The organism is Streptomyces cinereoruber (assembly GCF_009299385.1).
Taxonomy (GTDB): domain Bacteria; phylum Actinomycetota; class Actinomycetes; order Streptomycetales; family Streptomycetaceae; genus Streptomyces; species Streptomyces bikiniensis.
The window spans coordinates 4,649,585-4,662,379 of record NZ_CP023693.1 but is presented as its reverse complement, the minus strand read 5'-3'; the positions used below and the strand labels follow the sequence as shown (position 1 = coordinate 4,662,379).

At 75.5% G+C, this 12,795-nt stretch carries 9 protein-coding genes; 3 read left to right on the top strand and 6 right to left on the bottom strand.

Annotation, left to right across the window (positions count from 1 at the left end):
- Positions 1 to 21: 21 nt before the first annotated feature.
- From sucC to CP977_RS21100, 5 genes are all read right to left on the bottom strand, one after another.
- Positions 22 to 1,200 carry an ADP-forming succinate--CoA ligase subunit beta gene (gene sucC, locus CP977_RS21120; RefSeq protein ID WP_152370645.1) on the bottom strand — a complete coding sequence of 393 codons (1,179 nt, stop codon included), beginning with the start codon at positions 1,198 to 1,200 and terminating at the stop codon, positions 22 to 24.
- A gap of 412 nt (positions 1,201 to 1,612) precedes the next feature.
- On the bottom strand, positions 1,613 to 3,052 hold the full coding sequence (locus CP977_RS21115; protein WP_208420883.1) for a VWA domain-containing protein: 1,440 nt from the start codon (positions 3,050 to 3,052) through the stop codon (positions 1,613 to 1,615).
- An 86-nt stretch (positions 3,053 to 3,138) separates the two neighbouring features.
- On the bottom strand, positions 3,139 to 5,622 hold the full coding sequence (locus CP977_RS21110) for a DUF5682 family protein (protein ID WP_372460619.1): 2,484 nt from the start codon (positions 5,620 to 5,622) through the stop codon (positions 3,139 to 3,141).
- 152 nt (positions 5,623 to 5,774) lie between these two features.
- A complete protein-coding gene (locus tag CP977_RS21105) occupies positions 5,775 to 6,932 on the bottom strand; it encodes an ATP-binding protein (protein ID WP_062752646.1) in 1,158 nt (385 codons plus the stop codon).
- Between the two features lie 125 nt (positions 6,933 to 7,057).
- The gene (locus tag CP977_RS21100; protein WP_152370644.1) at positions 7,058 to 7,507 is read right to left on the bottom strand and encodes an MmpS family transport accessory protein; all 450 of its coding nucleotides are present in this window, start codon (positions 7,505 to 7,507) and stop codon (positions 7,058 to 7,060) included.
- A 203-nt stretch (positions 7,508 to 7,710) separates the two neighbouring features.
- Between CP977_RS21100 and CP977_RS21095 the strand changes: the two genes are divergently transcribed.
- Both CP977_RS21095 and CP977_RS21090 read left to right on the top strand, forming a co-directional pair.
- Positions 7,711 to 9,027, top strand: coding sequence for an SWIM zinc finger family protein (locus tag CP977_RS21095; RefSeq protein ID WP_229991402.1), 1,317 nt, complete (start codon positions 7,711 to 7,713; stop codon positions 9,025 to 9,027).
- A gap of 123 nt (positions 9,028 to 9,150) precedes the next feature.
- Entirely contained in the window at positions 9,151 to 10,923 is a 1,773-nt protein-coding gene (locus tag CP977_RS21090; RefSeq protein WP_221331359.1) for a DUF5691 domain-containing protein, read from the top strand.
- Between the two features lie 300 nt (positions 10,924 to 11,223).
- Here CP977_RS21090 and icmB read toward each other — a convergent pair whose 3' ends face one another.
- Positions 11,224 to 11,631, bottom strand: coding sequence for a coenzyme B12-dependent isobutyryl CoA mutase small subunit (gene icmB, locus CP977_RS21085; protein ID WP_062752650.1), 408 nt, complete (start codon positions 11,629 to 11,631; stop codon positions 11,224 to 11,226).
- Positions 11,632 to 11,932: 301 nt separating this feature from the next.
- Between icmB and CP977_RS21080 the strand changes: the two genes are divergently transcribed.
- Positions 11,933 to 12,733: an esterase/lipase family protein gene (locus tag CP977_RS21080; RefSeq protein ID WP_062752652.1), complete on the top strand. Its 801-nt coding sequence runs from the start codon at positions 11,933 to 11,935 to the stop codon at positions 12,731 to 12,733.
- Positions 12,734 to 12,795: the final 62 nt, after the last annotated feature.

Here is a 12,795-nt window from a genome sequence, read left to right as displayed (position 1 = left end):
GGCTCTGGTGTCCCTCGTCCCTTACTTCGCAGCCGCGAGCTCGGCGGCCTTGTCGGCCGCTCCGTCCATGGTGTCCACGCGCTGCACCAGCGGGTGGTTGGCGTCCGACAGGATCTTGCGACCCAGCTCGGCGTTGTTGCCGTCGAGGCGCACGACCAGCGGCTTGGTGACCTCGTCGCCGCGGGAGGCGAGGAGCTCCAGGGCCTGGACGATGCCGTTGGCGACCTCGTCGCAGGCGGTGATGCCGCCGAAGACGTTGACGAACACGGACTTGACGTCCGGGTCGCCCAGGATGATCTCCAGGCCGTTCGCCATGACCTCGGCGGAGGCGCCGCCGCCGATGTCGAGGAAGTTGGCCGGCTTCACGCCGCCGTGGTTCTCACCGGCGTAGGCGACGACGTCCAGGGTCGACATGACCAGGCCGGCGCCGTTGCCGATGATGCCGACCTCGCCGTCGAGCTTGACGTAGTTGAGGCCCTTGGCCTTGGCCGCGGCCTCGAGCGGGTTGGCCGCCGCCTTGTCCTCCAGGGCCTCGTGCCCGGGCTGGCGGAAGTCGGCGTTCGCGTCGAGGGAGACCTTGCCGTCGAGGGCGATGACGTCGCCGGAGGCGACCTTCGCCAGCGGGTTGACCTCGACGAGGAGCGCGTCCTCGGCGACGAAGGTGTCCCACAGGGTCACGAGGACCTCGGCGACCTTCTCGGCGACCTCGGCCGGGAACTGCGCCAGGGCCACGATCTCGCGGGCCTTCTCGATGTCGACGCCCTTGTTGGAGTCGACCGGCACCTTGGCGAGCTTCTCGGGGGTCGTCGCGGCGACCTCCTCGATGTCCATGCCGCCGGCGACGGAGGCCATCGCCAGGAAGGTGCGGTTGGTGCGGTCGAGAAGGTACGAGACGTAGTACTCCTCGACGATCTCCGGAGCGGTCTCCGCGATCATCACCTTGTGGACCGTGTGGCCCTTGATGTCCATCCCGAGGATGTCCGTCGCGCGGGCGACGGCCTCCTCCGGGGTGGCGGCCAGCTTCACGCCGCCGGCCTTGCCGCGGCCGCCGACCTTCACCTGCGCCTTGACGACCGACTTGCCGCCAAGACGCTCGGTGGCCTCGCGCGCCGCCTCAGGCGTGTCGATGACTTCACCGGCCAGCACCGGTACACCGTGCTTGGCGAAGAGGTCCCTCGCCTGGTACTCGAACAGGTCCACGCGCGTCCGTCCCTTTTCTGATGATCGCGGTTCGTTGTCTGCGTGGGCGTGCCGCGGAGGGCAACGTGACTGCTCTGTCACAAGGGAGGCGTACACGGTGTCCGTGGACGCGGCATGTCCGTCTCGCAGGTTATCGCCGTGTGCCGTGGGTCCCTAAATCGCAGATCACAGGAGAGCGGTGATACGGGTCACAGGGCGTGAGGGCGGCGGGACGGTCCGCGGGGGGCGCGGGAGGGCCGACCGCGGCGGTCGTGGCAGGCGGGGCCCGGGGTTCCGGTCCCTCACCGGGCGCGGGGCGGCTGCGTGAGGGGTGCCTCGAGGCCGCTGTGATATGGAACTCAGTCGCGCTCCGTCCACCCGTGCGGGTGGTCCGCGACGACGGATTCCGCACCTTGCGGGTGTCCTGCGGGGATCAGTCGGCGGGTATCGGCAGGGGGCGCTCCTCCAGGGCGGCCGCCATGATCTCCGGGAAGAGGTCGGGGGTGCAGGCGAAGGCCGGGACGCCGAGCGCGGCGAGCGCCGCCGCCCGGTCGCGGTCGTAGGCGGGGGTGCCCTCGTCGGAGAGCGCGAGCAGGACCACGACCTGCGTGCCGGAGGCCTTCATCGCCGCGACCCGCTTCGTCAGCCCGTCGCGGGCGCCGCCCTCGTACAGGTCGCTGATGAGGACGACGACGGTGTCGGCGGGGCGGGTGATGCCCGCCTGGCAGTGGGCGAGGGCCCGGTCGATGTCGGTGCCGCCGCCGAGGCGGGTGCCGAAGAGGACGTCGACGGGGTCGTCCAGCCGGTCGGTCAGGTCGGCGACGGCGGTGTCGAAGACGACGAGCCGGGTGGCGATCGTCCGCAGGGAGGCGAGGACCGCGGCGAAGACGGCGGCGTGGACGACGGAGGCGGCCATGGAGCCGGACTGGTCGACGCAGAGCACGACCTCCTTCCGTACGCCCCGGGCCGCACGGGCGTGGCCGACGAGCCGCTCGGGGACGACCGTGCGGTGCTCGGGCAGGTGGTTCTTGAGGTTGGCGCGGATCGTACGGTCCCAGTCGATGTCCCGGTGACGGGGCCTGCTGGTGCGGGCGGAGCGGTCGAGCGCGCCGGTGAGGGTGGCGCGGGTGCGGGCGGCGAGGCGCCTCTCCAGGTCGTCGGCGACCTTGCGGACGACGGCGCGGGCGGTCTCCCTGGTGGTCTCGGGCATGGCGTCGCGGAGGGAGAGGAGGGTGCCGACGAGGTGCACGTCGGGCTCGACGGCCGCCAGCATCTCCGGCTCCAGGAGGAGGGTGGCGAGACCGAGCCGGTCGATCGCGTCGCGCTGCATGACCTGGACGACGGGGGCGGGGAAGTACGCACGGATGTCGCCGAGCCAGCGGACGACGGAGGGCACGGAGGCGCCGAGCCCGGCGGTACGACTCCGCCCGGTGCCGGTGCCGGTGCCGGTGCTTGTGCGGTCGTGGCCGTGGTCGTCCGGGTGCCGGTCGTAGAGCGCGGCGAGGGCTCCGTCCACGGCGGCGTCGGTCCCGGTGAGCACGCGCCCGGTGCCGTCGGCGTCACCCCCGCCGAGCACGAGCCGCCAGCGGCGAAGCCGCTCGTCGGCGGGGACGGGGGGTGTGGGGGGTGCTGGAGCGGGGGCCGAGGGGGTGGAGGCGGCAGGGGCGGAGGCCGTGGGGGTGGGGGTCGCGGGAGCGGGTGTTGTGGGGGCAGAGGCCGTGGGGCCGGGGGGCGCGGGAGCGGAAGCCGTGAGGTCGGAGGACGCAGGCGCGGGGGTGGCGGCCGTGGGAGCGGGGGCCGCAAGGGCGGAGGGCGCGGGAGCGGAGGCCACCAGGGCGGAGGGCGCAGGAGCGGAGGCCGTGGGGTCGGACATGCTCGGGTCGCCGCTCGGGCGGGGCGTGGGGGCCGCGGAGGTCGTGGGAGCCATGGGGGTCAGGGGCGTCGGAGGCGTCAGGGGCGTCATGCGGGGGCCTCCGTGTCGAGGACGAGGTGGAGGAGGGGGAGGACGGCGTCCGCGCGCTCCCGGTCGGGGGCGGGGGCGAAGCCGGGTACGCCGGGCGTGGAGGCGCCGGGGCCGCCGGCGCCGGGCCCCCGGGCGGCCAGCTCGCCGAGGGCGCGGCGCACCCCCGGCTCGTACGCCGCGAAGGTCCTGCGCAGCAGGGGCAGGACGTCGGTGAACGCCTCGGCCGGTACGGAGGCGAGCCAGGCGTCGACGAGGCCGCGGAGGCGCTCGTCGTGGACGAGGAGCAGTCCGCCGCCGGAGGCGGTGCCGGCGAAGCCGTCGATCCAGGCGGCGGCGTCGGGCGGCCGGGCGCCGGGCGAGAGGGCGCGGCCCATGAGGAGGGCGGCCCCGTCGTCGGGGATGCGTCCCTCGTCCAGGAGGAGCCGGGCGGCCCGGCCCCGGAGGAGTCCGGGCACCCGGTCGTGGGTGGCGAGCCGGTGCAGGACGCCGGTCCAGCGCTCGCGCGTCCCCTCGGCGTCGGGCAGCAGGCCGAGGGCCCGGTGGACCTCCTCGATGCGCTCGCGCAGGGGCGCGGCGGCGTCGGCGTCGAGCCCGGCGCAGGCGGGCGGCAGGCCGACGCAGATCCGCTCGGCGAGCCCGGCGGCGACCTCGCCGAGGGCGGCGGTGTCGGTGCCCCGGACGTCGCCGTAGCGCAGGGCGCGGGCGAGGGCCGGGAGGGCGCGGGCGAGGTGGACGACGTCGGTGTCGAGCGCGGCCCGGTCCGCGAGGGCCCGCATGACGGCGGGGAGCGCGTCGGCGAGTCCGGCGAGGAGGCAGTCCTCGGCGAGGGCGGTGATGTCTCCGAGGGTGGTGGCGGCCAGGGCCCGGCCCTCGGCCCTGGCGGTGGCGGCGGCCTCGACGGTGGTGCCCCAGACGCCGGCCTCGGCGACCCGGACGTGCAGCTCGGGCTCCCAGCGCAGCCGCCAGGTCTCGCGGAAGGTGCCGGTGCCGGTGCGGCCGGGGGCCGGTTCGCCCCAGTGGACGCCGAGGAGCCGCAGCCGGTGCAGCAGGCGGCTGCGGTCGCCGTCCGTCCCCTTGCGCAGGTCGAGCGCGAGCTCGCGCTCCTCCGCCTCGGGCTTGAGGCGCAGCGAGCGCTGCCGTCGGGTCAGGTCGCGCTGGAGGGGGACGGCGGGGGCGCCCTCGGGCACTTCGCCGAGGACGTCCCCGACGACGAGGCGGTCCCGGACGAGGGCGAGTGGCGCGTCGGAGCCCTCGCAGAGGACGGCGCGGACGGCGTCGGTCGTCTCGTCGAGGCCGGGGCGCGGGCGGCCGCGCAGGGCGGCGAGGGTCTCGGCGAGCCGGACGGCCTCGACGACGTGGGCGGGGGAGACGGGGTGGTCCTCGGCCCTGAGGAGACCGGCGACCCGGGTCGTCCAGCGCTCGACGGGCCGGTCGGGGGCGGTGAAGAGGTGTGCGTACCAGCCGGGGGCGTCGATGCCGGCGCCGTAGCCGGAGCGGCGGGCGAGCCTGCGGTGGGTCCAGGGGACCCAGGTCGCCCCGGTCCGCACCTTGGGCAGGCCCTTGAGGAGGGCCCGGTCGGCGGCGACGGTGGTGCGCAGGGTGAGCGCGGGGACGTGCCAGGCGCCGCAGACGACGGCGACGGAGTCCCCGAACTCCTTGCGCGCCTCGCGGAGCCGGAGCCTCATGTACGCCTCGCGGACGAGGTCGCGGGGGTGGCCGCCGTGCCCGTACGCCTCGCGCAGGGCGCCCATGGCCTCGGCGAGGGCCCGGAAGGGGGCGGCGGGGTCGCCGTCGCCGCGCAGCTCGACGACGTCCTCCCACCAGCGCTCGGCGTCCTCGTACCCGGCGACCCCGGCGAGTTCCGCGACGGGGTCGATCCGCGCCCCGTCCCCGACGGCCCCCTCCTCCCCCTCGTTCTCGCCGTCGTCCCAGGTGGGGTCGGCGGCGAGGGTGTGCGCGGCGGGCAGGTCGAAGAAGCGGACGGCGGCGCCCCGCTCCAGGGCCCAACGGAGCGCGACCCATTCGGGCGAGAACTCGGCCATCGGCCAGAACGCGGCCCGCCCGGGGTCGTCCAGGGCGTGGGCGAGCAGGGCGACGGGCGGGCGCATGCCCGGGTCCGCCGCGAGCTCCACCAGCGCGTCGGCCTCGGCGGGGCCCTCGATCAGCACCGCGGCGGGCCGCTCGGCCTCCAGGACGGCCCGCACCCCACGCGCGGACCCGGGCCCGTGATGCCGCACCCCGAGCAGCAGGGGGCCGCCGGGGTCCGCGCGCGGGGCGCGGGGGACGGACGGGGCCGTGGCGGCGGGCGGAGACGCAGCGGCAGGCGGTGCGGCAGCGGCAGACGAACTCGCGGCAGCGGACGGTGCGGTGGCGGTGACGGACGAACTCGCGGCAGCGGACGGCGTGATGGCGGCGGACGAAGCCGCAGCAGCGTACAGGGGTGCGGAGGCGAACGGGACCGCGGCGGCGGGCGGGTTCATGGCGGTGGGCGTACCCGCGGCAGCGGACGAGGGCGCGGCAGCGGACGAAGTCACGGACGGGGACGAGAGCGCGGGCGCGGGTGGGGTCGCGGACGAAGCCGCGGCGGCGGACGAGGAGAAGGTCGCGGGCGAGGAGAAGGTCGCGGGCGGAGTCACGCGCTCACCTCGCGGCAGGCGCGGTAGAAGTCCTTCCAGCCGTCTCTCTCCCGGACGACCGTCTCCAGGTACTCCTGCCAGACGACCCGGTCGGCGGCCGGATCGCGGACGACGGCGCCGAGGAGGCCGGCGGCGACGTCGGCGGGGCGCAGGACGCCGTCGCCGAAGTGGGCGGCGAGGGCGAGGCCGCCCGTGACGACGGAGATGGCCTCGGCCGTGGAGAGCGTCCCAGAGGGGGACTTGACCTTCGTGCGCCCGTCGGCGGTGACCCCGTCGCGCAGTTCGCGGAAGACGGTGACGACCCGGCGGATCTCGGCCGCCCCGTCCGGCGGGACCGGCAGTTCCAGGGAGCGGCCGAGCTGCTCGACGCGCCGGGCGACGATGTCGACCTCGTCCTCGGGGGTCGCGGGCAGCGGCAGCACGACCGTGTTGAAGCGGCGGCGCAGGGCGCTGGAGAGCTCGTTGACGCCCCGGTCGCGGTCGTTGGCCGTGGCGATGAGGTTGAAGCCGGGGACGGCCTGCACCTCCTCCCCCAGCTCGGGGACGGGCAGGGTCTTCTCGGACAGGATCGTGATGAGGGTGTCCTGCACGTCGGCGGGGATGCGGGTGAGCTCCTCGACGCGGGCCGTCGCGCCCCGGGACATGGCCCGCATGACGGGGCTCGGCACGAGCGCTTCCCGGTCGGGGCCGTGGGAGAGGAGCCGGGCGTAGTTCCAGCCGTACCGGATCGCCTCCTCGGGGGTGCCGGCGGTGCCCTGGACGAGGAGGGTGGAGTCGCCGCTGACGGCGGCGGCCAGGTGCTCGGAGACCCAGGTCTTGGCGGTGCCGGGGACGCCGAGGAGGAGCAGCGCCCGGTCGGTGGCGAGGGTGGTGACGGCGACTTCCACGATGCGGCGCGGGCCGACGTACTTGGGTGTGATCACGGTCCCGTCGGGGAGCGTGCCGCCGAGGAGGTAGGTGGCGACGGCCCAGGGCGAGAGGCGCCAGCGGGCGGGCCGCGGCCGGTCGTCGGCGGCGGCGAGCGCCGCGAGTTCGGCGGCGAAGGCGTGCTCGGCGTGCGGCCGCAGGACCTCGGTGGAGGTCTGCGGCCGGCCCGGCGCGGTGTCCGTCTCGGCACCGTCACCGGGCTTCGCGATGGTTTCGGGCACGGGCATGGATCCCCCTCCAGATCGTTCGACCTGCTGTGCGATCCACCGTGCACCATGCCACTGACAATCCGATGTCACCGCTGGTCAGGGGCGGTTGGAGGGTCCGACGTGCCCTCCGGTCCCGGCGGGGGTCAGCCGACGATCGGGGAGACGGCGACGCAGCCGCCCGCCATCGCCTGCTCGGCCTTGGCCTCCTTGATGACCTTGCCGTTGTAGGTGATCTTGCAGGTGAGGTCGGAGGGGTTGAGCGAGACCGGCATGACGGCCGGCGGCATGATCCCCTTCAGGGTCACCGTCTTCTTCCACGGGGTGGCGGGCTTCTTCTCCGACTCGACCTTCGGCTCCATCGCGGTGCCGCCGCCGGCGTGGTAGTCGATGGACTCGATCGAGCTGCCGGTGATCTCGTACGTGACCTCGTAGGTCTCGTTCACGGACTTGTCGACCTGGTCGACGGCCTTCTCCGCGGCCTCAGAGCAGGCGCCGAGGCCGAGGGCGAGGCCGGTGACGGCGAGGGCCGAGACGGCGGTGCGGACGGTACGGGCGGTACTGGCGGTACGGGCGGTACGGGCGGTGCGCTTCACGCGGGTCCCCCTGGTGTGTGGAATCGATCGTGGATCCCGCGCAGAGAATCGTAAAGGGAGAGTAAAGTCAAATCCCTCCGATTTCCCCCTCACCCCTCCCACACCCTCTCCCCTCCCCCGCCCGACTCCCCGTCAACTCCCCCCTTTCCGGGCGAAACCACAGGCCGGAGGCGTTGTCAGTGGCGGCCTCTACCGTCGTGGTCATGAATGGCATGGGGGTGCGTTCGACGGTCGAGCAGGTGCTGGCGCTGGCTCCTGACGAGACCGCGCGCAGAGCGGGGAGCAGTCTCGGCACGGCCGGGCCGTGGTCGGACACGGGGTGCGGCGACGGCGCCGTCTGGGGTCTGTGCCGGGACGGCGGCGGCACCGCGCACCGGACGGTCGTCGACACCGCGGGGCCCGCGTACGCCTACGCGTGCGACTGTCCCGCCGACCCGCCCCCGTGCGCGCACGCGCTGGGCCTGCTGCTGCTCCGGGCGTCGGACGGGACCGTGTTCGAGGAGTCGGCCGTGCCCGACTGGGCCGGTCGGCGGCTCGCGGAGCGGCGGGCCGGGAGCGAAGGCGTGGCCGACCCGGAGGCGGCCCGCCGCAGGGCCGAGCGGAGGGCGGCCCGGATCACCTCGGGGACGAGGGAGTTGGAGCAGCGGCTCACCGACCTGCTGCGCGGCGGCCTCGCGGCGGCCGGGCAGTCCGGATACGGCCTGTGGGAGGAGACGGCGGCCCGCATGGTCGACGCCCAGGCGCCGGGACTGGCCGGCCGGGTGAGGGAGTTGGGGGCGATACCGGGCTCGGGGCCCGGCTGGCCCGTGCGGCTCCTGGAGGAGTGCGCGCTGACCCACCTCCTCGACCGGGCCTGGCTGGCCGCCGACCGGCTGCCCGCCCCCTTCGCGACGACCGTACGGACCCGGGTCGGCCTCCCCGCCCCGGTCTCCGGGGCCCCGGTGCGCGACCACTGGCTCGTCCTCGCGCAGTACGACACGGGCGACACCCGGCTGACCACCCGGCGCGTCTGGCTGTACGGGACGGCCGGCGGACGCACGGCGCTCGTCCTCTCGTACGGGGCGGCGGGCCGGGCGCCCCGACTGTCCCTCCCGGTGGGCGCGGTGCTCGACGGCGAGCTGACCCCGTACGGCGGCTCCGGGCAGTTGCGGGCGGAGCCGGGCGAGCGCTTCGTCCCGGTCGGCGGCCCCGCCGCCCCGCCGCCGGGCGGCCCGGTCGGCGCGGCCCTCGACGCGTACGGGCGCGCGCTGCGCGAGGACCCGTGGCTGGACGCGTGGCCCGTGACGCTGGACGGGGTCGTGCCGGCGCGGGCGGAGTACGGCTGGCAGCTCGCCGACGCGGACGGCCGCGAGGCCCTGCCGCTGACGCCCGAAGCCCGGTCCCGCCCGGGCCTCTGGCGGCTCGTCGCCCTGTCCGGCGGCGCTCCGGTGACCGTCTTCGGGGAGTGCGGGCACCGGGGGTTCACCCCGCTCGCCGCCTGGTCGCCGGAGACACCGACGGAGACGGTGCCTCTCGTATGAACCCGTGACGCCACTGAGCCCGTGATCCCAAGGCCGACCGCCAACCGCCGACCACAGTCGATCACCGACCGCCAACCGCAGCCGACCTCCAACCGCCGATCACCGACCGCACGGAGGAACCCGATGGACACCGCCACGACCACTTCCGCCACGGCCGCGCCGGAAGTCGCGGACACCGTGACCGTTCGCGCCACGGGCGGCGACGAGGGCCGTACGACCGTCGAGCCCGGCGCCGCTCCCGACCGCTTCTGGGAGGAACTCGTCACCTCGGCGCTGCTCGGGACGGACCGGCGGACACCGACCGGGCTCACGCGCCCGACCGGCGGCGAAGCAGCGAAGGGCGGCACGGCGGCGGGCGGCAGCACGACAGCCGGCGACGCGGCAGTCGGCGACGCGGCGGGCGCGCTGCTCGATGCCGCCGCGCTGCACACCGTACGGCGCAGGGCGGGGCTGCGCCCCGGGCCCGCCGCGCCCCCGCCGGAGCCCGCCCCGGAGGACCCGCGCGTGCCGCTGCCCGAGGCGGCCCGGCGGCGCCTCGACCAGCTGCTCGCGGGCCGGACCGCGCCTTCGCCCGCCGGGCGGCGGGGAGCCGCGCCCGACCTCGCCGAACTGCTGCCCCAGTGGCTGGCCCTCGCCGAAGGGCACGGGTACAAGGCGCCCGCCGCCGCCCTGCCCGCCCTCCTGGACGCGGCCAGGGCCCGCACCGACCTGCGTCCCTCGGCCCTCCGGTTCGCGGGGCCGCGCGGGCTGTGGCTGGCCCGGCTCAATCCCGAGTGGAGGTTCGCCCTCCGCGGTACGGGGGCGGCCGGCGCCCTCCCGTCCCCCCGGGACGCGGAGGGGGTGCGGGCCCTGTGGGACGAGGGACTGTTCGCCGAGCGGGTCGCCCTGCTCGCCGCCGTACGGAACGACGATCCGGCCGCCGGTCTCGCCCTCCTCGCCTCCACCTGGGCCACCGAGCGGGCGGAGGACCGGCTGATGTTCCTCGACTCGTTGCGGGCCGGGATCTCCGACGCGGACGAGGAGTTCCTGGAGGCGGCCCTCGGCGACCGCAGCCGGAACGTCCGCGCCACCGCCGCCGAACTCCTCTCCGCCCTCCCCGCCTCCGCCCTCGCGGGCCGGATGGCGGCCCGGGCCCTGACCTGCGTCGGCCTCGACCGGACGGCCGACGTGCCGACGATCGGGGTCGAGGCCCCGCACGAGTGCGACGCGGCGATGCGGCGCGACGGCGTCGTGGCGGTCCCCCCGGCGGGCCGGGGCGAGCGGTCCTGGTGGCTGGGCCGGATCGTGGAGTCGGCCCCGCTCTCCTGCTGGCCGGCCCGGTTCGGGGGACGCGCCCCGGAGGAGATCGTGGCCCTGCCGGTCGCCGACGGGTGGCGGGACGAGCTGCACGCGGCCTGGTGCCGGGCGGCCGTGCGGCAGCGGGACGCGGACTGGTCGCGGGCGCTGCTCGGTCCGCCCGCGATCCCGCCCGCGACCGGGCCCGGGACCTCGTCGCTCGCCGAGCGGGCCCGGCTCCTGTCGATGCTGTCCCCGGAGGAACGGGCGCTCTGGGTCGCCCGGTTCGTCGCGGCCCACGGCCTGTCGGAGGCGTTCCAGCTCCTCGGCGTCTGCGCCGTGCCGTGGGCGGAACCGCTCGGCGAGGCGGTGATCGACGCCCTGGACATCGCGCGGGAGGGGGGCGGTTACCCGTGGAGCTTCAGCGGGGTGATGGGCCTCGCGGAGCGCTGCCTCGCCCCGGAGGCGGTCGGGCGCCTCGAACCCCTGACGGCCCGTCCGGACGAGGCGGAGGACATCGTTCCGGGAGCGGGCGGCTACTGGTCGGAGGCCTTCCGGCGCCTGGTCTCCACGCTCCGCCTGCGCGCCTCGATACGCGCCGAACTCACGCCGCCCGCCTGAGGATCCGTACGGAAACGGCGAAGGGCCCTCCCGTGGGGAGGGCCCTGGACAGCGAGGGGGCGCGACACGCACGGGCCAGGTACTGCGCGGCCGCGCGAACGGGCCGGGCGCCAGGCGTCCGGGCGCGCGGACCACCTTCCGCGTACCCACGCGAACGTACCGGCCACTCGGCACGGCCACCCGAACGGACGAGTACACGGCCACCCGAACGGGCCGGGTCCCAGGCACGCGGACCAGGTTCCAGACGCTCGGACCGGGCCCCAGACACGCGGACCAGGTCCCGGACGCGCGGACCGCGTCCTACGCGGCCACGCGGACGTTCGCGTTCACCCAGTCGACGATGGACGTCGTCGTCGCGCCCGGGGTGAAGATCTCCGCCACGCCCTTCTCCTTCAGCGGCGCGATGTCCGCCTCCGGGATGATGCCGCCGCCGAAGACCTTGATGTCCTCCGCGTCGCGGTCCTTGAGGAGCTCCAGGACCTTCACGAAGAGGGTGTTGTGCGCGCCCGAGAGGATCGAGAGGCCGATCGCGTCGGCGTCCTCCTGGATCGCGGTGTCGACGATCTGCTCGGGCGTCTGGTGGAGCCCGGTGTAGATGACCTCCATGCCGGCGTCCCGGAGCGCTCGCGCGATCACCTTGGCCCCGCGATCGTGGCCGTCGAGACCCGGCTTGGCCACCACCACGCGGATCGGACCGGTCACACCCATCACTGCCTCCACATGCGACCCCCGCGCCTCTTTGCCGGGGAGGTGAACGAACGTTATCCCCAGCATCCCGCAAGCGGCCGTTTCGCGGCAGCCACCGAGGGGGAAATCACACGTGGGACATGTTCGCTCCGCGCCGACCCGCTCCCGGGCCCTCCTCCTGGGCCCACCAGCCGCAGGCGGGCCCGGTCGCGAAGGGAGCCGCGACGTGGTCGCCGCGCCTCCGTGCCGCCGTCCGTGCGGCGCGGAGGCGCGGCGCACCGGCCACATCGTCAGACCCCACACGCCGTTCGGGAGGCCGGCCATGGAGTTCGCCAAGGTCACCACCCTGATGAAGGCCACCGCGCTGGAGCTCGCGATCCTCACCGGCCATCTCGTCCTCTACCCCACCGGGATCGCGGCCGAGCGCCTCGCCCCCGCCCCGTCCGACACGCCGGCCGAAGGACTCGGCCGGGGCAGGCGCCCCGTCCTGCTCCTGCACGGTTTCGTCGACAACCGCTCCGTCTTCGTCATGCTGCGCCGCTCCCTCGCTCGGCACGGTCGTGACGGAATCGAGTCGCTCAACTACTCACCGCTCACCTGCGACCTGCGGGCCGCCGCCGAGCTGCTCGGCCGCCGGGTGGACGAGATCCGCGCCCGCACGGGACACGCCGAGGTCGACATCGTCGGGCACAGCCTCGGCGGGCTGATCGCCCGTTATTACGTGCAGTGCCTCGGGGGTGACGCGCGGGTGCGGACCCTGGTCATGCTCGGCACCCCGCACGCGGGCACGACCGTGGCCCGGCTCGCCGCCGCCCATCCGCTGGTGCGGCAGATGAGGCCCGGTTCGGAGGTGCTGCGGGAGCTGGCGGGCCCCGCGCCGGGCTGCCGGACCAGGTTCGTGAGCTTCTGGAGCGATCTGGACCAGGTGATGGTGCCGGTGGAGACCGCCCGTCTCGACCACCCCGACCTGGTGGTGCACAACGTGCGGGTGAGCGGCATCGGGCATCTCGCGCTGCCCGTGCACCCGACGGTGGCCGCCGGGGTCCGCGAGGCGCTCGACGGCGACGGCCCCGGCACCCGGGCCGACCGGGGAGAGGGGCCGGACGCGTCCTCCGTGGCCTGACCGGAAATCGCCGCGCCCGCGTCTCGTAGACGTCCTGTGGACACACCGTGGCCGCCCTTTCA

What these genes read in the sequence shown, in the direction of transcription:
- CP977_RS21115 (WP_208420883.1), bottom strand. Translation starts at nt 3,052, where the DNA reads ATGTCCGACCCCACGGCCTCCGCTCCTGCGCCCTCCGCCCTGGTGGCC.
- CP977_RS21110 (WP_372460619.1), bottom strand. Translation starts at nt 5,622, where the DNA reads ATGAACCCGCCCGCCGCCGCGGTCCCGTTCGCCTCCGCACCCCTGTAC.
- CP977_RS21105 (WP_062752646.1), bottom strand. Translation starts at nt 6,932, where the DNA reads ATGCCCGTGCCCGAAACCATCGCGAAGCCCGGTGACGGTGCCGAGACG.
- CP977_RS21095 (WP_229991402.1), top strand. Translation starts at nt 7,711, where the DNA reads ATGAATGGCATGGGGGTGCGTTCGACGGTCGAGCAGGTGCTGGCGCTG.
- CP977_RS21090 (WP_221331359.1), top strand. Translation starts at nt 9,151, where the DNA reads ATGGACACCGCCACGACCACTTCCGCCACGGCCGCGCCGGAAGTCGCG.
- icmB (WP_062752650.1), bottom strand. Translation starts at nt 11,631, where the DNA reads ATGGGTGTGACCGGTCCGATCCGCGTGGTGGTGGCCAAGCCGGGTCTC.
- CP977_RS21080 (WP_062752652.1), top strand. Translation starts at nt 11,933, where the DNA reads ATGGAGTTCGCCAAGGTCACCACCCTGATGAAGGCCACCGCGCTGGAG.